Genomic DNA, 18,256 nt, shown 5'->3' on the forward strand with positions numbered 1-18,256 from the left:
AGGAACCCGGCTCAGGCCCTCATAAGTCATGACAAAACGCCAGGCCAACGCCACCACTGTGGACACCCGCGAGAAGCTGATGCGCCTGGCGGCGCGCGCCTTTGGCACGCAAGGCTATGCCGCCACGACCATGCGCGGGATTGCCGACCAGGCCGGCATCGAAGCGGCCAGCATCTACTACCACTTCTCCTCGAAGGAAGAACTGCTGGACGCGGTGATGGAGCACGGCGCCCAAAACATCTTTGCGCACACGCAGGCGCGCATCGCGGCGCTGCCGCCAGGCGCCGACGCTGAGCAGCGCTTCCGTGCCGGCCTGCTCGGCCTCTTCAGCGCGATGATCAAGTATGGCGACTACACCCTGGCGCATGGGCGCCAGCTGGCCGAGTTGCCGGACAAGGTGCGCGAGCGCCATCTCAAGCGACGGGCCCAGCATCAGGCATTCTGGAGCGGCATGCTGGAAGACCTGCGCACCGAAGGACACCTGCGCGAGGACATCGACATCGCCCTGTGCCGCGTGTTCGTCCTGAGCACGATCACTTCAGTGCAGACCTGGTTCAGCCCGAAGAAGGGTTCGCCCGAAAAGGTGATCGACGAACTCTGCGCCATCCTGTTTGAAGGCGTCCGGCCTAAGCAGGTGCGCAAGCCGGCGAGGCGGGCGCAGGCTGTGGCTTCGTGAGCCAATACGGCAGCAGCACCTTCCGATCGCGGACCGGGTTCCCCCTCTCCGGCATTCGGGAGAGAGGGAGAATGCCCCCAGCATGCCGGCATAGTTATCCTGCCTTCGCCTGAGACAGCGCCACCAGCTTCTTCCAGCGCTCAAGTTCGGCCGGCGCATTGGCGCGTGCTCTGGCAGCGTCCTGGATGTCGATCTCCAGCCCCTGGCTGATGCAGAACGCCTTGAAGGCCGGCGCCGCGGCGGATCTAGTCATGGCGTCGGACAACTGCGTGACGATTGCCTGCGGCGTGCCGCGGCGGGCAAATGCCCAGATCGGGGTGACCAGTTCATAGCCCTTCAGGCCGGCCTCGTCCAGGGTGGGCGCGTCGGGGAAATAGCCCGACCGCTGCTTGCCGGTCACGGCCAGCACCCGCAAGCGCCCCGCCTTCACCAGCGGCAACGACGTGGCCACGCCGCCGAAGCCGGCATCCAGCCGTCCGCCCGCCACATCGATTGCGACCTGCGCCGGCGCCTTGTAGGCAACGTGGTTCATCCGGATCCCGGCCATATTGCTCATCAGCGCCGCCGCCATCTGCGGCGTGGTGCCATTGCCTGGTGAGCCATAGGACAACCCGTCCGGCTTGCGTTTCGCGGCGGTAATGAGGTCCCCCACCGTGTGCAACGGCGAGTTCGCCGCAGTGACCAGCACCATCGCCGAGGTCGCCAGGCGGGCGATCGGCTCGAAGTCGCCGACCGCGTCATACGGCGTCCTCTCCACGAACTGGTTCGAGTAGTGCGCCGCGTAGTTGAACAGGATCGTATAGCCGTCGGCGGGCGCCTTTGCTACCAGATCGGTGCCGATGATCCCGCTGGCGCCCATGCGGTTCTCGACGACGAACGACCCGCCCATCGTCTTCGCCAATTCCGCGCTCATGTAGCGCGCAACGACATCGGTACCGGAGCCCGGGCTCAGCGGCACGATAAAGCGGACCGGGCGGGACGGGTAGGCCTGCGCAAGTGCCGACAGCGGTAGCGCTGCCAGCGCGGGTAGCAGCTGCAGGCAAGTACGGCGTGAAATCATTGCGTTATCTCCTGTTGGATCAGACGGTGGGGCAATGGTTAGACGATCCCCGTTTCGCGCAATGCCTGGATCTCTTTCGGGCTGAGCTTGAGCAGCCTGCCGTAGATCTCCTCGTTGGCACCGCCCAGCTCCATGGCAGGCCGGTCGAACTGCGATGGCGTCGCCGAGAACCGGATCGGCAGGCCCATGCCCACGGCGTCCACCGGGCCGAACTCGGGGTGGGCCAGGTGCATCAGCGCGCCGCTGTCATGCAGCCGCTGGTCGTGCAGCACCTCGTCGGGCTTGCGCACCGGCGCGCAGGGCACGCCGCGGTTGTCCAGCAGTTCGTGCACCACCTCGGCCGAGCTGCGCTGCTTCGTCCAGCCCGCGATTATCTCGTTGAGTGCCGCGGCATTGCGCATGCGCGGCCCGCGGCCGCGGAAACGGGGGTCCTCAAGCAGCTCGGGTTGACCGATCGATTCCAGCAGCCCGCGCATCCAGTCCGGGTGGAACGCGACAATCGCCACGTGCCCGTCCAGCGTCGGGTAGACCCCGAACGGCGCGAGCCGGTCGTGGTAATTGCCAGTGCGCGAGGGATAGCCTTCCCGTCCCATGACGTCAAAGTGCTCTTCAGCCACCCACGATGCCAGGCAATCCAGCATCGACACTTGCACATGCTGGCCCTCGCCGGTGCGGCCCCGATGGATCAGCGCGGCCAGGATGCCATTGACGACATACATCGGCGCGACCAGGTCCGCGATCGGCAGGCCGCAACGCGTCGGCGGGCCATCGGCGTAGCCAGTGACCTCCATCAGGCCGCTGAGCGCCTGGACGATGATGTCCATGCCCTTGAGCCCCGGGAACGCACTTGGCTCGCCCATCGCCTTGACCGACGCATAGACGATGCGCGGATTGCGCTGCTTCACCTGCTCGTAGTCCACGCCTAGCTTGGCGGTGGTGCCTTCGCTGAAGTTCTCGAGCACTACGTCGCATTCCTCGGCCAGCCGCATGAACAGTTCGCGGCCCTGCTCCGATTTCAGGTCCAGCGTGATGCTCTTCTTGTTGCGGGCCCGGTTCAGGACCGTCAGCGATACCTCGCCGTCTTCACGCTGGCCAAAGTGGATGCCGTGGCTGCCAACGAACGGCGGGTTGGTCCGTGCGATGTCCCCACCACCGGGCGCTTCCACGCGGATCACCTCCGCGCCCATTCCGCCAAGCAGCAGCGAGCCATACGGCCCGGCAAGCGCCACGGTCAGGTCCAGTACGCGGATGCCTTCAAGTGGCCGCGATTGATTTGCTTGCACTGCTGTCTCCTTTCTTGTCGGTCCGGCATCATGCGGCCGGGCCCTTTCCACTTCCATTGCCTTATGACTGTTCGCTACGCGAGGGCACCGTGCTTTCCGGGCCTTTGGCCGGGACAGGTCCCCGTAACCCTTATTCGATGCTAGTGGAACCGGGCGGTTGCGCTCAAGTAGTCACTGGCGAACCACCGGTTCGCATTGTGCGAATTGCTCGCGGTGCGGATCGTGCGGTCAGACGATTCCGGCCTTGCGCATGACTTGCAGCTGCGAGCGGTCGTAGCCCACCTCAGCCAGCACTTCTTCGGTGTGTTCGCCAACCATGGGCGGCCGCCGCGCAACATCGGGCGGGGTACGCGACAGCACTGCGGGCGGCGCCACGATCGGTGCCTTGCGCGGCAATCCGGGGTAGTCGAGCCAGATGTAGGCGCCGGACTCCTGGATCGACGCATCGTCCAGCGCCTCGCGCGGGGAATAGATCGGCGCCGCCGGGATCTTGGCCTTCTCCAATTCCCGCAGCGCGTCATCGCGAGTGCGGGTGGCGCACCATTGGCCCATCAGGTCGCTCAGGAACTCACCGTGCTCGCCGCGCCGCAGGTCGTCGCTGAAGCGGGGATCGTCCACCAGTTCCGGAGCACCGATCAGGTTGGCCCAGCGCCGGAACAGCGGCTGCCCGATCACCTGGGCGATGATCCAGCCGTCGGCCACGCGGAAGATGTCCGAGGGTCCATAGGAGGGGCTGCGGTTGCCCATCGCCTGCCGGTCGATGGCAAGCGCCGCTTCCTCGATCAGCGCCCCGCTGGACAGGTTCAGCGCCGTCTGCAGCAGCGACGCCTCGACGCATTGCCCGCGCCCGCTGTTGCGCCGCTCGTACAGCGCCATCACTGTGCCGAGCGCGCACGACAAGGCGGTCGAGAAATCGACCACCGGCACCATCGCCTTGGTGGGGCTGTCCGGGGTGCCCGACATGTAGACTGCGCCGCTCATCGCCTGCCCCACCCCGTCGAAGCCGACGCGGTGGCCAGCGCCTTCATGTGAGCCGAAGGCCGTCGAAGCGGTCAGGATGATGCCGGGATTGATCGCACTGAGCGTTGCGTAATCCAGTCCCAGGTTCGCGAGCGTCTTCGGCGGCATGTTCGCCACCACCACGTCAGCCGTCTCCACCAGGCGGCGCACCACTTCGCGGCCCTCCTCGCTGTTGATGTCCAGCGTGATCGAACGCTTGTTGCGGTTGCACTGCAGGAACAGCGCCCCCTCCCCTGAGGCAGTGACCGGCACGATGAACCGGTCTTCGCTGCCACCGACCCGGTCGATCCGGATGACGTCGGCACCGTAATCGGCGAGCAACGCTGCGCAGAACGGACCGGCAATAAAGCGCCCGAAATCGAGGACGCGGATACCTTCAAGCACCTTGGACATCTTCTTTGGCTTCCATCTCACTGGCTGCCTCGTCTGGGTGAGACGACGGCTGATGGAATCGATCCTGACCGCCGGCCCTTCGCTGGTCAATCAAGGCTCCCAGGACGTTCCGTGCATTGAAATTGCCTGGCCGGATCGGCACCGGAAACCAGCGTACCGCGTCGCCCATTTCAGGCGACCGAGAGCCGCCGGTCGGAAGAGCGGAGGATCGCGAGCCGCCTGGCCGCATCCATCGACAAGCCGAAGCGGTCGTAGAAAGCCGAGTCGAGGTCACTGGTGGCAGGCCAGCCGGCGAAGCGCCCCAGAGCAGACAACGCAACATCGCCCGCCATGGCTTCGAGCAGGACCCGCATCAGCCGTTGCGTGCGGCAAAGATCGGTCAGGGCCGTCCCCTGCGCGAACAGCGTGCGGCGTACCTGTGCGGTGGACAAATTCAGCCGCTCAGCGATAAAGGCGGCGCTCCACGCGTACTGTGGCTGCAGGAAAACACGTTTGCAGATACGGTGATGCAGGCAAGCGTGCAGCGCCGCGGGCACCATGTCCTGGATCTCCAGGATACAGGCGGATGGCTGCATGCTGCTGCCGTCCAGGTGCAGGTCGATGGTGTCGAACGGCTCGATGGTGACCTCCTGCCCGGGCAGCAGCAGGCGTTCATACCCCCGTCGCCTGATCACGAGCCTGCCGTGCGTGGCGGCGACAGACAGCGGGAAGGCCAGCAACAGCCGATACAGGCTGACGTGTATGTGGGACTGCAGATGAACGCGCATGGTGGTTCCGAAAGCGGTCAGGGACGATGAACATCATCGCCGCCAGGCCGGTTTCCCGCCTATGCAATTTCCGAACATACCGTTTATCGCCACGACAGGGCGCTGCTATTCGTCGGTACTGCCGACGGCGTCGACCAAGACCGGATCGACCGTTCCTCCAGCAGGCGAAGCAGGTGCATCGCCCCAGGGAAATGCGCCGACAACAAGACCGGATCGCCCGCCCCGTTGTCGCCCTTCCCGCTCAGGCTGTGGTCGTGCGCGGGAACATGGGCGCCCGCTTCTCGCGGAACGAGGCCACGCCCTCCCTGACCTCGGGGCCGCCGAAGCCAAACATCTCCAGCGCCAGCGAGGCGTCGAAGGTCGGGCCTGCCTGGCGCAGCCAGTTGTTCAGCGCATACTTGGTCCAGCGGATCGCCGACGGCGCGCCATTGGCCAGCCGCGTGGCGATCGATACTGCCGTGTCCTGCAGCTCCGCTTCGTCCACGGCGAGCGACACCAGCCCCATCTGCTCCGCCTTCTCGCCGCTCACTGGCTCGCACAGCATCAGGTGGTATTTGGCCTTGGCCATGCCGCACAACAGCGGCCACACGATCGCCGCGTGGTCGCCAGCCGCGACGCCAAGGCGCGTATGGCCATCCACCAGGCGCGCGGTGCGAGCCGCCACGGAGATATCGGCCAGCAGCGCGGCAACCAGTCCGGCGCCGACCGCAGAGCCGTGGATCGCCGAAACGATCGGCTTGGAGCAGTTGATGATGTTGTAGACCAGGTCTTTCGATTCGCGCCAGACGCGGGCGCGCGCCTCGAAGGAATCGATCATTTCCTCGACCATGTCGAAGTCGCCGCCGGCCGAGAAGGCCTTGCCCGCGCCGCACAGCACCACGGCGCCGACGGTGGGATCGGCGTCGATATCGCGCCAGACCCGGGCGATCTCGTCGTGGCCGCGCGCATCGAGCGCGTTCAGGCGTTCGGGACGGTTCAGCGTGATACGCAGCACGCCTTCACCGGGGCGGTCAAAGGCCAGGCTCGAATAGTTTTCATAAGCCGCGCCCGGCGCGGCATTGCTCTTCGACATGGAATCTCCTGAACAAAAAAGTGCGGGTGCGTGTGCAGCGAACAAGGAAATACACACGCCCCCGTCAATCAATGCGCGCGCTCAGTGCGCGGCGGCGGCGCGAATCTCTTCGAGGGCCGGCGGGTTGTCCAGCGCCGACAGGTCACCGGCGGGCACGCCGGTGTAGACGCTGCGGATGACGCGCCGCATGATCTTCGAGCTGCGCGTCTTGGGCAGCTGCGCGACCACATGGACCACAGACGGGCGGAACGGGCGCCCCAGCCGGCCGTCGACATGCTTGCCGACAGCTGCCGCCAGCCCCTCGTTCGTCAGCGCCATGGCAGCGGAAGGCACCAGGAAGACCACGAGCTTCTGGCCCTTGACCGGGTCTTCCACGCCGATCGCCGCGGCTTCGGCGATCTCGGGCAGCTCCAGCAGCACGTCCTCGATCTCGGCCGGGCCAAGCCGCTTGCCCGCCAGCTTGATGGTGTCGTCGGAACGGCCCATCATGAACCAGGTGCCGTCGTCGCGGCGCAGCGCCAGGTCGCCGTGCACCCAGATGCCTGGAATGGTGTGCCAGTAGGTATCCAGGTAGCGCGCGTCGTCCTGCCAGAACGACTGCGTCATGCCGACAAAGGGGCGGCGGATGGCCAGTTCGCCCACGGTATTGGTCAGCGACCTGCCATCGGCATCGACCACGTCGGCGGCCACCGACGGCGAGGCGGTGTTGAACCCGGCCGGGCTGATCGGCTTGACGATCACGCTGGACAGCAGTGCGCCGGACACCTCGGTGCCGCCGGTGTAATTGATGACCGGGCTGCGGCCACCGCCGAAGGCCTTCTGGAACCACAGGAAGTGTTCGGGATCGATAGCCTCCCCGGCCGTGATCAGCAGCCTGACCGTGGACGTATCGCCTTGCGTGGCGATGGCCTCGTTGGCGGCCAGGCCCCGGATCAGCGTCGGCGCCGAGCCGTAGTGCGTGACGCCGTGGCGTTCGACGATGCGCGACATACGCGACCAGTCCGGGTAATCCGGGGCGCCGTCATAGCAGACCAGCGTGGCGCCGCGCAGCAACGCGCACGACATCACCAGCGTGCCGGCAACCCAGCCCATGTCAGCCGGCCAGCAGAACACGTCCTTCGGGCTGACGTTGAAATGCACCGCCGAATCGTGCGCGATCTTCATCGGGAAGCTGCCGTGGGTATGCACGGTGCCCTTGGGCTTGCCGGTAGTGCCCGAAGTATAGATGATCATGAAGGGATCGTCGGGCGACATCCGCTGCGGCGCGGCATCCGGCTGCGCACCTGCCACCTGTTGCCAGTCCGCCACCGTGCCGCCGAAGGCAATCGCCTCACCCGCATGCTTCCAGATCGTGGTGCCGATGTCCGGCAGGCGCTGCAGCGCTTCTTCCACCAGTATGCGCGTGTCGACCCATTTGCCGCGGCGCGAAAAACCAGTGGTGGCCACCAGCGCGCTGGCCGAGCATGACGACAGGCGCGACACGATCGCATCAACGCCGAAGCCGCTGAACAGCGGTACCGTCACTGCGCCGATCCAGGCTATCGCCAGCGCGGTCACGGTCGCCTCGACACCGTTCTCCATCAGCAGGCCGACACGGTCGCCGCGCTTCACGCCAAGGGCTTTCAGGCCCCCGGCGAAAGCGGCCACCTTCCGCGCCAATTCGGCGTACGTGAGCGTCTCGGTCGCACCGCTCTCCTTCTCGGCCACCACCGCGGCCCGCGACGCCATGGCAGGATCATCGGCCCACTGCAGCGCGGACCTGACCCAGTTGAGCTGGCCGCCCGGGAACCACTTCGGGAACGGCTGGCCTCTGGAGGCATCGACGTATCGCTCGTACGGGACGTCCCACACCATGCCGCAGAAATCAATCACGGCCTTCCAGTACTCCTCAGGCTTCTCATTTGAGAAATCGAGCAGTTCGTCGTAGTCCTTCAGGCCCAGGCGCGTAGCCAGCGCCGACACGTTCGCCGTGGCGATATCGTCTCCCGTAGGGATCCAGTCATTGTGCAGAGAGTCACTCATCGAAAATCCAGCGTATTGGTTGCACGGTTGCTGCGGCGCGATGTGGTCAAGACAGTTCATGCGGCATCAGGAGGGCCATCGCATAAGTCCAGCGTGCGCGACGTACCAAAGCAAGTCAATCGGCGCAGCGGGGTTGTGCCGTACTTTGGAATGCCGTGGCGCGCTCGGCCAGATCGACTCGATCCCGGATTGACGGCCTCGCGCCTGCTAGCTGCAACAAGGGCATCGGATGTACTTGCGCGCGATACCCTCGAGCTCGCGGCGCATAGCAGCACGCTATACCTGACGAATGTTAGGTTTGATTAGGGGCCGGTTCGACGGAGTTCCCTGGGCGTTACCCACTTATTGCGCGCACCGACCATGCGCCGCAGACGCCACAACACGGGGCACCCGCGCAGTCCGACTTGCCATGCCCGCTCATTGCACGGAACGCCGGCGAGCCCGGCATTGACCTCGCCTGCCCCGAATTCCGATCATGCGTGGTTATGGGCACCCTGCACGCAGGACTGCCAACAAAAATATCGAGTCAGGAGACCACAGCAATGACCTATCCCCTTCACCGCCTGTGCGGCGCGATCATCATTGCGTCGACCGCAGTCCCGACATTCGCGGCGGACGCCTATCCAGCCAGGCCTGTTCGAATCATCGTGAACTCGGCGCCGGGCGCATTGCTTGACGTCACGACCCGCACCGTGGCGCAGCAGATGGCCGAGAACCTCGGCCAACCCGTGGTCGTGGAAAACATGGCGGGGGCTGCCGGGATGCTAGGCATCCGTTATGTGAAGGCCCAGAAGCCGGATGGCTACACCATCCTCGCCACCGCCAACACCCTGGCGCTGGCGCAGGCCACCAAGCTGGAGCCGGGCTATGACCTGGCGCGGGACTTCACCGGCATCGGCATGATGAACAAGGCCCCGTTGATCATGGTGGGCTTCTCCGCCCAGCCGGACAAGACCCTGCCACAGTTGATCGCGCATGCCAAAGTCAGCCCGGGCATGCTCTCCTATGCCACCGCAGGCACGGGCACCAGTACCCATATGGCCGCGGCGCTGTTCGTGCACCAGGCCAGCATCAAGATGCTTCATGTGCCCTACAAGGGGAACGCCGGCGCCATGCCGGACGTGCTCGGCGGGCGCGTCAACATGATCTTCGACGGCGCCAATTCGTCGGGCCCATACGTCCAGGACGGCAAGCTGCGCGCGTTCGCGGTTACATCACCCAAGCGCCTGCCGGCGTTTCCTGATATTCCGACACTGGCCGAACAGGGCCTGCCCAACTACAGCTTCTATGTCTATATGGGCCTGACGGCGCCGGCCGGTACGCCAACGCCGATCGTCATGCGGCTGGCGAAGGCATTGAAGGCGGCGCAGGCCAGCGAGGTCGTGCGCGAGCGGTTCCGCAAGGACAGCGCCGAAGCCGGCAGCATGTCTCCAGATGACTTCACCGAATTCTTGCGCCAGGATCTGCAGCGCAATATCAAAGTCGTAGCGGACCTGGGCATTCCGAAGGAGTAAGCCGAACGACAAGCCGAGCGCCCCTGTCAGCCCCTGCTGCAGGGGCGCGACACCTGACCTGGAGAGAATGCAATGGCAACAACCATCGTCGAGCAACTTGCCGGCTTTACGCAACAAAGCACCTACGACACGCTGCCCCCGGCCGTCGTGGACGAATGCAAGCGCATCGTCCTGGATTCCCTGGGATGCGCGCTGGCCGCCGTCGACCAGCCCAAGGGCAAGATCGGGATCGACTACGGCGCACTGATGGGCGGCGCCGCGGGCGACGCCACCATCATCGGCACCGACCAGCGGGTGTCGGTCGTCGGCGCGGCCTTTGCCAATGGTGAACTGATCAACGCCCTCGACATGGATGCGGTGGTGCCGCCGGGCCATGTGACGCCCTATGTCCTGCCCGGCGCACTGGCGGTCGGCGAAGCCATGGGCCGGTCCGGCCAGGACCTGATCACCGCGCTGGCCGTCTCGCACGAGATGTCCTATCGCCTAGGCAAGGCCATGGACTACCTGCGCGACACCAAGGACGGCAAGGTGTCGCCGCCGAAGATCTATGGCTACAGCAGCACTGTCTTCGGCGCGACGGCGGCCATCGTCAAGCTGAAGGGCCTGGGCGCCGAGACGACAGCGCATGCGCTGGGGATTGCCGGCAGCATCAGCCCGGTGAATTCGCAGGTCGCCTGGTTCCAGCATGCGCCCAGCTCCACGATCAAGTACCTGCTTGCCGGCGCGTTGACGCAGGCGGCCATGGCCGCCGCCCACATGGCCGAGTTCGGCCACCGCGGCGACCTGCAGATCCTCGATGACCGGGAATACGGTTTCCCGCGTTTTATCGGCACCACGCGCTGGGAGCCGGACCGCATCCTCGCGGCACTCGGCACCGACTGGCAGTTCCCCACCGAGCAGGCGTACAAGCCCTACCCGCACTGCCGCATCCTGCATGCCCTGCTGGACAGCCTCAACGAGATTGTTGACCAGAACGAACTGCAGCCGGACGAGATCGACGGAATCAAGGTCTGGGTCGAAGGCTTCGTCGAGCAGCCGGTATGGCTCAACCGAGATATCCAGCATGTGCACGACGCACAGTTCAGCATCGCGCACGGCATCGCGCTGGGCGCGCATCGCGTGCCGCCGGGCAAGGCCTGGCAGGATCCTGAACTGGTCTTCGGCGAATCCGTGATGCGCCTGATGGACAAGGTCGAGCACGCGGTCCACCCCGACTACGTGGCGCTGCTGACCGGCCACGCGGCCAGCCGGCCGGCGAAGATCCAGGTCTCGGCGCGCGGCCAGACCTTTACCGGCGAGCGGCGCTATCCAAAGGGGAGCCCCTCCCCCGATCCGGCCAGCCATATGAGCACGGATGAGCTGGTGCAGAAGTTCCGCGACAACGCGCGGGACGTCATCCCCGAGGCCAACATCGCTCGCGTCATCGATGCGGTGCGGGACCTGGAGAGCGTGGGGAACATCGCGTCGATCCTGGCTGACCTGCGGCCCGGGAAACGCTGAGGTCCGGCCTCACCTGGCCACGGGCAGGAACTCGAAGGACGGCCCCAGAGAGCACCGGCCATGCGCATCTGCCGGTGCCATCTGGATCACGCCCAGGTCGAAGGTCTGCGCCGCCACGACGCAGTCGCCCGGCATGAAATCGGCACCGTAACCCGCTATTGGCGCTGCAGAGAACGGGCGGGCAATGAAGCGCCCGATTCCTGACCGCAGGCCCGAGGCACACCAATCCGCACCACGTAATTTTCCATGCATCGAGATTTCCCGCCCGCGGCGCGTAGCGGTCTCATTGTTTCGAAGTACGGGACGTTTCGCCCGGCACGATTGACCGCCATCGGAGCGCAATCCAGCATTGCTCGCAGTTGGGGTGATAACCCTTTCTTAAAATCAAAAAGGAGGAGTCGAATGCCGTCAATCAGCCAAGTCAACCGTCGCAAGAAATGGTTCATCGGAGTTCCTGCCGTACTGGCCGCGGGCCTGGCTCAGGCACAAACCAGCGTCACGCTCTACGGAGTACTCGACGCAAACGTAGAGTACGTGACCAACATGTCGTCGGTGACTCCAAGCGCGGCCAATGCCTTCGCCGTCGGGCCGGGGCACGACCTGGTACGCCTCAACTCGGGTGGACTTTCCGGGTCGCGCTGGGGCCTGCGGGGTGCGGAAGACCTGGGCGGTGGACTGAAGGCTGTGTTCGTACTGGAGAGCGGCTTTGGCGTCGACGACGGTAAATCGACGCAAGGCGGGCGCCTGTTTGGCCGTCAGGCATTCGTCGGCCTCGATCATGCGCAAGCCGGCAAAGTCACCTTCGGGCGCCAGTACACGAGTCTCTTTGACGGCCTGACGAACTATTCGCCGATGGCTTATTCACTTCAGTACGAGCCTCTGATCGCCCTGACCGGCGTGAATTTCCGCTCGGACAACGTCGCAAAATACACCGGGCAGTTTGGCGGCCTCGGCATGCTTGCGCATTGGTCGTTCGGCAACGGCGCGGCCGGGGCGGGTGAAGTGCCAGGACAGTTCCGGCGCGATACCGGCTATGGCGCAGCGCTCAACTACGCGGCGGGCCCGTTCGCGGCAGGGATCGCCTATGACCAGTACAACCCCACCCTGAATGCGACGGGCGGCACCGGGACGTTCAAGAAGGCAGCGGTGGCGGCAAGTTATGCCGTTGGCAATGCCAAGCTCATGGGCGGCTACCGCTGGGGCAGGAACATCAGCGCCACCGACGCCACCTTGCTGCGCGACAACTACTACTGGATTGGCGCCAACTACCAGGCCACTTCCGCGCTCAGCCTGACCCTGGCCTATTACTACGACGACGTGAAGAATCTTGGCGGGGTCAATATCAAGAACCCGTGGCAGGTCACGTTCATGGCGGACTACAGCTTCTCGAAGCGGACCGACGTCTATCTGACGACCGCGTTCTCCAAGAATTCGGGACTGAACTTCGACACCTCGGCAATCAGCTTTGCCAACGGCTATTTCCTGGGGAGCGACAAGACCAATATGCTCGGAGCCGCCATCGGCATCCGCCACAAGTTCTAAGCACGCTGCAAGGCCGGTCGCAAGCGACTGGCCTCATCAGCCAGCCCGTGCGCAGGCCGCGCCAAACGGTCTGCGCCCAGTCGGGAATGGCGACGCGCGGCGATCCACGGCACCTGCCAGTTCATCTCATTCCCCCGTTGCAAACCGGTTGCGGTCCATGATTCTGGGCGCTTGATCAACCGTCATTCTTTGCGCGCCTTTTCAACCACGGCCTGCGAGGGACGCGTCGCCCCGGCCTGGGCCACTTCGTCGATGTCCAGAACCGGCTGCCCGAACTCCTTGCCCGCCGCGACTTTGCCGAAGTACACGGGCACCTCTGCTTCGTGGTCGTATTTGCCAAACCGGAGCGGGCCGCGCAGCGTGGTGAACTCGTGGCCTTCGATGGCGCGCATCAAGGCTTCGGGTTCCGTGGTCTTGGCCTCGCGGACAGCCTGGGCCCACGTCATCACGCAGTCATAGGCGCTGATGGTCCAGTCGGAAGGGACGCTGCCATGCTTTGCCTTATATTGCGCAACGAATTCCTTCCCGTCCCCTGCCTTGCCCACATAGTTGAACGGGGCGTACTGGTAGCCCTCGGTCCCCACAGGCGCGTAGTCGCCGAGCATCTTCAGCGTGGAAGTGTCCATCACCGTCATGAAGCGATTATTGATCTGCCGGAAAAAATCCAGCGCCTTGGCCTGCTTGGCAAAGGTCAGCAGGTCGGCCGCGTAGATCTGGGCCCAGACATAGTCCGGTTTGGCGGCAAGGATCTTGTTGATGCTTGCGGTATAGTCGGTAGCGCCCAGCTTGGGATACTCCTCGACCACGATCTGCGCCTGCGGATTCAACTCCTTCATGAATGCCTTGAAGCGTACTGCCGCAGCCCTGCCGCCCGCGTAGTCGGGCACCAGCAACGCATAGCGCTTGTAAGGCTGCTTCGCCAGACGCCCGGTGACGGCCCGCATCAGCATGTAGGTCGTCGGCGCCATCGAGAACACGTTAGGCTGGTAGTCCTTCATCGTGATCTCTTCCGCGGCTGAAATCGCCACGCACATCGGCACCTTCTGCCTGGCCGAGACCGCCTTGCTGACCGCAAGCGTGGCGCCCGAGCTGACCGGCGCCAGCAGCATCGCCGCACCTTGCTGGGCGAGCGCTCCAGCCTGGCTGACGGCACGTTGCGGATTGGTGCCATTGTCCTGGTGCTCGAAAACGACCGGGCGCCCAAGCAGCCCGCCCTTCCTGTTCAATGCCTCCACTGCAAACTCATACCCGGAGAGCGCGTCCGCGCCCAGGTTTGCGGCCGGGCCGCTAAGGTCGAGCGAACCCACGATCTTTACTGGCTGCCCGCTTTGTGCAACGGCAAGGGTGGAGCTAAGCGCGAACAAAAGGCCTGCGGTGGCAGTTTTCATGCTGACGTCCCTGATGGTGAAGGTTATCCCGCGTAAGAGACCTGTCCGTCAGCCACGGCCAGGCGCACAGCAACGCTGCGGCAATCAGCAAGGTGCCGATGCCGGCAGGCGCTCTGCCATGTCTACGGTGTCTTGGTGTGTCTTACGGCTTCTCACAGGTTAGGAAGGCCACCCCGTTGGGGCAATAGCGGAACTGCCGGCGTCCCGTACATTGAAAGACGTGCGTCGAACTGATCAGATCCTGTTGGGCGCGCCGCATTTGCGGACCAGCGCTGCATGACCTCGTTGCCGTACCGTGGGTGCGGCCGCTCCCGCGGCCCACTAAGGCTCGGTGTCGACATCGCGAAGCAGTACCATCAGGTCTACTGCCGCGTCCTTGAGTTCCGGCACGATTCGGTTCCTGATGGCATCGACATCAGGCTTCAGGTCGACCGCACCGCAATTCAACGACATCAGCGTTGCGCGCGGCCCAACCCGGATCGGCAACGCGATGCCATAGGCGTCGCGCTGGTATTCCCCCAGCGACATGCAAACGCCGTTCGCGCGCAGATCCGCGAATGCGGATTCGATTCCCAGCTTTACCTGCCCAGCCTGCGGGCCGGCCGCCTCCAGCACCGAGTCGATGTATTCGCCCTGCAAGTCCGGCGGCAGCCCCCACAACCACGCGCGCCCGATCGCCGTCACGCCCATTGGCAGCAGCGAGCCAACGCCGAGCCGCAGCGTGGCGATCCGAGAGCTTGTCCGGCTGGCGATATAGAGCATGTCCAGTCGGTCGGGCACGGCCATGGCCACTGACACGTCCAGCCGGTCGGCCAATTGCTGCATGAATGGATGGACAAGGCGCGTCACCGGGTTCGTTGCAAGCCAGGCATGCCCGATCCCGAGCGGGCCGCTGGCCAGTTCGAACTCGGCCCCGCGGGCAACCCGGCGGATAAAGCCGAGGCGTATCAGCGTGGAGGTCAGGCGTGACACGCTTGACCTCGACAGGCCCGTGCGCCGTGCCAGCTCGCCGTTGGTCAAAGGTGCGCGCTCGCCACGGAACGCGCGCAGCACCTGGAGCCCACGCTCCAGTGTCATGGTGACCTGCGGGGAATGGGACATCATTTACTCAGACTCCTGCTGTGCCGGTTTGTCGTGCAGGACAATACCAATGCCGGGACTGACCCGGCCCGAACCTATTCCAGCGGTGCAAGCCGTCCTTCAAGCGTCCTGGCTACCGCGACGAGTTGCGGTCCCAGTTCGCGTTCGACGCGCGCGCGGGCCATGCGTGCGGTCCGGCCGACGCATGCCAGAACCAGCGGCGGGTGCTCGGGAATGTGCACCGGCGCGGCCACGCAGGCCAGTTCCGGTTCCCATTCGCCGAGCAGCATGCAGAAGCCCAACTCATGTACCTGCGAGATCTTCTCGGCCATCTGGCGCCGCAGCCCCGGCCACTTTCGCCCCGCCCTGCGCTCGGCGCTACTCTGCAGGTAGCTGCGTTCCAGTTGCGGCAGCGCAGCCAGCAGTGCAGATCCCATCAGCGACGACGCAATCTGCATGCGCGTACCCGGTGCCAGCCGCAGGTCCAGCACTGACTGGCTGCTCACGCGGGTTTCCAGTACGATCACGTCGAGCCGGTCGCGCGTGCCGAGCAGCACATACGTATTGGTGGCTTCGGCCAGCTTCGCCATCTCGGTACCAGCGATGCGCTGGATCCGGGCATTGACGATGGCGGCATAGCCCAGCGACAAGGACGCCGCGGCCAGACGGTACTTGCGGCGCGCCTCGTCGTGGCGCAGGTAGCCCAGCGCGACCAGGGACTGCAGCAACCGCGTCACCGTCGGCGCGGGCAGGCCAGTCTCCAGCGCGATCTCGGTATTGCCCATCCAGACCCGGTCCGGCCGGAAGGTCGCCAGCACCGACAGGCCCCGCGCCAGAGGCGTGACCATCGCACCGCTTTCCGTGTCATCGGACTGACCTGGCCTTGCCTGCGCCATGCTCCGACCGTACTCACGACTTGCAGGACACATACCGGCTTGCTGGAACATCGTCATCTCCTGTTGGCTTGCATGGGAACCCGGCCGGCAGCACGCTAGACCGTCTTCGCCCGTACCAGCGTCTGGTTCAGCTGCTCGACGAATTTCAGGATCGAGGTAAAGTCCTGCGCCCCCAGTCCCGCCTCGAGCGCGGCGTGCCAGGCGGCACCGGCCTGCGCGATCACTGGCATGACGGCTTCCAGGCCGGCGGCCTCCGACAGGCCCAGTGCCATGTCCTTGTCGAGGATGGTCAACGCGGCGCCGTAGTCAAAGGTTCCGGCAATGCCGCGGCGCAAGATTTCGCACGCGGCAAAGCTCTGGCCGGTGCCGCTTTGCAGCACACCGAGCATGGCCCCGGCATCCAGGCCGGCCTTGGCGCCGAAGCTCAGGCCTTCAGCGGCCACGACCAGGTTGGCGCCCATAATGATGTTGTTGACCACCTTCATCACCTGCGCCATGCCAGGCCGGTCGCCCAGCACGTGAATCTCCTTGCCCATCAGCGCAAGCAACGGCCGCGCCTGCTCGACACTAGCCGGCCGGCCCGATACCAGCATCGTCAGCCGCCCCGCCCGCGCTACTGGCGCGCCGCCGGTCACCGGTGCGTCCAGCGTGTCGATGCCGCGCGCCTGCAGGCCGGCGGTTATCTCCTCAATGGCCGCGCGGCCTACCGTCGACATGTCGGCGTAGAGCTTGATGGCCTTGCCATGTACCACGCCGTCCTGGCCGAATGCCACGTCGCGCGAGACCTTCATACTGGGAAGGCAGGCGAAGACCACCGAGGCCGCGTCCGCGACTGCGCGCGCGGAATCATGCGCGACCGCGCCGGCGCGCACGAACCGCTCCATCGCGCCGGGCGCGGGGTCGTGCACATGCAGTCGGAAGGGCTGGCCGAGCAGCCGCTCGGCGATGGCTCCGCCCATCTGGCCGAGGCCGAGGAAGCCGACGTTGGTGGTATCGGTCATGCGAGAAAACTCCAAGGCATGTTGAGAATGGGATGCACGTCGAGCGTTCACTCCATCACGCGTTGAATCCATGCGCCGGTTCGCGCCAGCGCAGCCCTCGCCTGCGTCGACACTGCCGCCATGCGGAAGAAGCCATGGATCAGGCCCGGATGCCGCCAGAGTGTCACGGGCACGCCGGCGTCGAGCATGCGGTGCGCGTATGCCTCGCCTTCATCGCGCAACGGGTCGAACTCTGCACTGAGCACCAGCGCCTGCGGCAGGCCCTCCAGGTCGCTGGCGCGCAGCGGCGCAGCGTGCGGGTGCGCCGCGTCCCCGGCATCCGCCAGGTAGTCGTCCCAAAACCGGATCATGGCCGCCCGCGTGAGCGAATAACCTGCTTGATTCTGGATGTACGATTCGGTCGGCGGCGTGTGGTAGTCCGTCACGGGATACACCAGCACCTGGCCGAGCACCGCGGGGCCGCCTTCGTCGCGCAGCCGCAGCGAGGTCACCGCAGCGAGCGTGCCGCCTGCGCTGTCCCCGGCCAGCACCAGGCGCGAACCATCTACCCCGAGGTAGCGCGCATTCTCTCCGACCCATCGCACCGCACGCAAGCAGTCGTCGGGGGCGGCGGGAAACTTGTGCTCGGGCGCCAGCCGGTAGTCCACCGACAACACGGTGGCGCCGCTATGCAGGCACAGGTCGCGGCATACGTGGTCGTGTGTCTCCAGGTTGCCGATCACGAAGCCACCGCCGTGGAAGAACACGGTCAGTCCGGCCCGGGTTGGGGTCGGCGGCCGATACAGCCGAGCGGCCATGGCATGCGTCGGGCAAGGGATGGTCAGTTCGACCACCTCGCCCACCGGCGTGCGCTGGCCCGGAGGCGGGTAGACCATGCTGGCGCGAAGCTTGTCTACAGGCATGGTTTCCATGGGCGGCGCGCCCTCCAGTGCGCGCAGGACGTCAGCAATCTGGGAATCCAGTGGCATGTCTCGATGCTCCTGTGTCGATTCGGTGATGGCTGGGCTCAGCGCGCAAAAAAGGGCGTGACGCGGGCATGTGA

16 protein-coding genes are annotated in these 18,256 nt (G+C 65.4%); 4 read left to right on the top strand and 12 right to left on the bottom strand.

Annotated elements, in window-relative coordinates:
- Positions 1–28 precede the first annotated feature (28 nt).
- The gene (locus ACZ5MJ_RS09560) at positions 29–676 is read left to right on the top strand and encodes a TetR/AcrR family transcriptional regulator (RefSeq protein WP_464223598.1); all 648 of its coding nucleotides are present in this window, start codon (positions 29–31) and stop codon (positions 674–676) included.
- Between the two features lie 94 nt (positions 677–770).
- Here ACZ5MJ_RS09560 and ACZ5MJ_RS09565 read toward each other — a convergent pair whose 3' ends face one another.
- From ACZ5MJ_RS09565 to ACZ5MJ_RS09590, 6 genes are all read right to left on the bottom strand, one after another.
- Positions 771–1,736 (bottom strand): tripartite tricarboxylate transporter substrate binding protein, encoded by a 966-nt coding sequence (locus ACZ5MJ_RS09565; protein WP_464223600.1) that lies wholly within the window; start codon positions 1,734–1,736, stop codon positions 771–773.
- A 38-nt stretch (positions 1,737–1,774) separates the two neighbouring features.
- Entirely contained in the window at positions 1,775–3,019 is a 1,245-nt protein-coding gene (locus ACZ5MJ_RS09570) for a CaiB/BaiF CoA transferase family protein (RefSeq protein WP_464223601.1), read from the bottom strand.
- Positions 3,020–3,247: 228 nt separating this feature from the next.
- Positions 3,248–4,432 carry a CaiB/BaiF CoA transferase family protein gene (locus ACZ5MJ_RS09575; RefSeq protein WP_464223602.1) on the bottom strand — a complete coding sequence of 395 codons (1,185 nt, stop codon included), beginning with the start codon at positions 4,430–4,432 and terminating at the stop codon, positions 3,248–3,250.
- 170 nt (positions 4,433–4,602) lie between these two features.
- Positions 4,603–5,199 (bottom strand): AraC family transcriptional regulator, encoded by a 597-nt coding sequence (locus ACZ5MJ_RS09580; protein ID WP_464223603.1) that lies wholly within the window; start codon positions 5,197–5,199, stop codon positions 4,603–4,605.
- 241 nt (positions 5,200–5,440) lie between these two features.
- Complete coding sequence (locus tag ACZ5MJ_RS09585; protein ID WP_464223604.1) at positions 5,441–6,271, bottom strand: enoyl-CoA hydratase/isomerase family protein; 831 nt, start codon at positions 6,269–6,271, stop codon at positions 5,441–5,443.
- 81 nt (positions 6,272–6,352) lie between these two features.
- On the bottom strand, positions 6,353–8,293 hold the full coding sequence (locus ACZ5MJ_RS09590) for an AMP-binding protein (protein WP_464223605.1): 1,941 nt from the start codon (positions 8,291–8,293) through the stop codon (positions 6,353–6,355).
- 542 nt (positions 8,294–8,835) lie between these two features.
- On the opposite strand from ACZ5MJ_RS09590, the gene ACZ5MJ_RS09595 reads away from it, so the two are divergent.
- Complete coding sequence (locus ACZ5MJ_RS09595) at positions 8,836–9,807, top strand: Bug family tripartite tricarboxylate transporter substrate binding protein (protein WP_464223606.1); 972 nt, start codon at positions 8,836–8,838, stop codon at positions 9,805–9,807.
- Positions 9,808–9,879: 72 nt separating this feature from the next.
- Positions 9,880–11,307, top strand: coding sequence for an MmgE/PrpD family protein (locus tag ACZ5MJ_RS09600; RefSeq protein ID WP_464223607.1), 1,428 nt, complete (start codon positions 9,880–9,882; stop codon positions 11,305–11,307).
- A gap of 9 nt (positions 11,308–11,316) precedes the next feature.
- Here the strand turns inward: ACZ5MJ_RS09600 and ACZ5MJ_RS09605 are convergent, their stop codons facing one another.
- Positions 11,317–11,442: a hypothetical protein gene (locus ACZ5MJ_RS09605; protein ID WP_464223608.1), complete on the bottom strand. Its 126-nt coding sequence runs from the start codon at positions 11,440–11,442 to the stop codon at positions 11,317–11,319.
- 267 nt (positions 11,443–11,709) lie between these two features.
- On the opposite strand from ACZ5MJ_RS09605, the gene ACZ5MJ_RS09610 reads away from it, so the two are divergent.
- Positions 11,710–12,849: a porin gene (locus ACZ5MJ_RS09610; protein ID WP_464223609.1), complete on the top strand. Its 1,140-nt coding sequence runs from the start codon at positions 11,710–11,712 to the stop codon at positions 12,847–12,849.
- 182 nt (positions 12,850–13,031) lie between these two features.
- On the opposite strand, the gene ACZ5MJ_RS09615 is transcribed toward ACZ5MJ_RS09610, so the two are convergent.
- From ACZ5MJ_RS09615 to ACZ5MJ_RS09635, 5 genes are all read right to left on the bottom strand, one after another.
- Positions 13,032–14,237, bottom strand: a complete 1,206-nt coding sequence (locus tag ACZ5MJ_RS09615; RefSeq protein WP_464223610.1) for an ABC transporter substrate-binding protein — start codon at positions 14,235–14,237, stop codon at positions 13,032–13,034.
- Between the two features lie 321 nt (positions 14,238–14,558).
- Positions 14,559–15,341, bottom strand: coding sequence for an IclR family transcriptional regulator (locus ACZ5MJ_RS09620; protein WP_464223611.1), 783 nt, complete (start codon positions 15,339–15,341; stop codon positions 14,559–14,561).
- Positions 15,342–15,412: 71 nt separating this feature from the next.
- A complete protein-coding gene (locus ACZ5MJ_RS09625; protein WP_464223612.1) occupies positions 15,413–16,165 on the bottom strand; it encodes an IclR family transcriptional regulator in 753 nt (250 codons plus the stop codon).
- A gap of 143 nt (positions 16,166–16,308) precedes the next feature.
- Complete coding sequence (locus ACZ5MJ_RS09630; protein ID WP_464223613.1) at positions 16,309–17,214, bottom strand: NAD(P)-dependent oxidoreductase; 906 nt, start codon at positions 17,212–17,214, stop codon at positions 16,309–16,311.
- A gap of 47 nt (positions 17,215–17,261) precedes the next feature.
- Complete coding sequence (locus ACZ5MJ_RS09635; RefSeq protein ID WP_464223614.1) at positions 17,262–18,182, bottom strand: alpha/beta hydrolase; 921 nt, start codon at positions 18,180–18,182, stop codon at positions 17,262–17,264.
- Positions 18,183–18,256: the final 74 nt, after the last annotated feature.

The organism is Cupriavidus sp. LA-1, from assembly GCF_055385985.1.

Excerpts from the sequence above, each read along its gene's own strand:
- ACZ5MJ_RS09590 (WP_464223605.1), bottom strand. The coding sequence starts at position 8,293 with ATGAGTGACTCTCTGCACAATGACTGGATCCCTACGGGAGACGATATC.
- ACZ5MJ_RS09565 (WP_464223600.1), bottom strand. The coding sequence starts at position 1,736 with ATGATTTCACGCCGTACTTGCCTGCAGCTGCTACCCGCGCTGGCAGCG.
- ACZ5MJ_RS09605 (WP_464223608.1), bottom strand. The coding sequence starts at position 11,442 with ATGCCGGGCGACTGCGTCGTGGCGGCGCAGACCTTCGACCTGGGCGTG.
- ACZ5MJ_RS09575 (WP_464223602.1), bottom strand. The coding sequence starts at position 4,432 with ATGTCCAAGGTGCTTGAAGGTATCCGCGTCCTCGATTTCGGGCGCTTT.
- ACZ5MJ_RS09635 (WP_464223614.1), bottom strand. The coding sequence starts at position 18,182 with ATGCCACTGGATTCCCAGATTGCTGACGTCCTGCGCGCACTGGAGGGC.
- ACZ5MJ_RS09615 (WP_464223610.1), bottom strand. The coding sequence starts at position 14,237 with ATGAAAACTGCCACCGCAGGCCTTTTGTTCGCGCTTAGCTCCACCCTT.
- ACZ5MJ_RS09580 (WP_464223603.1), bottom strand. The coding sequence starts at position 5,199 with ATGCGCGTTCATCTGCAGTCCCACATACACGTCAGCCTGTATCGGCTG.
- ACZ5MJ_RS09630 (WP_464223613.1), bottom strand. The coding sequence starts at position 17,214 with ATGACCGATACCACCAACGTCGGCTTCCTCGGCCTCGGCCAGATGGGC.
- ACZ5MJ_RS09595 (WP_464223606.1), top strand. The coding sequence starts at position 8,836 with ATGACCTATCCCCTTCACCGCCTGTGCGGCGCGATCATCATTGCGTCG.
- ACZ5MJ_RS09600 (WP_464223607.1), top strand. The coding sequence starts at position 9,880 with ATGGCAACAACCATCGTCGAGCAACTTGCCGGCTTTACGCAACAAAGC.
- ACZ5MJ_RS09560 (WP_464223598.1), top strand. The coding sequence starts at position 29 with ATGACAAAACGCCAGGCCAACGCCACCACTGTGGACACCCGCGAGAAG.
- ACZ5MJ_RS09620 (WP_464223611.1), bottom strand. The coding sequence starts at position 15,341 with ATGATGTCCCATTCCCCGCAGGTCACCATGACACTGGAGCGTGGGCTC.
- ACZ5MJ_RS09625 (WP_464223612.1), bottom strand. The coding sequence starts at position 16,165 with ATGGTCACGCCTCTGGCGCGGGGCCTGTCGGTGCTGGCGACCTTCCGG.
- ACZ5MJ_RS09610 (WP_464223609.1), top strand. The coding sequence starts at position 11,710 with ATGCCGTCAATCAGCCAAGTCAACCGTCGCAAGAAATGGTTCATCGGA.
- ACZ5MJ_RS09585 (WP_464223604.1), bottom strand. The coding sequence starts at position 6,271 with ATGTCGAAGAGCAATGCCGCGCCGGGCGCGGCTTATGAAAACTATTCG.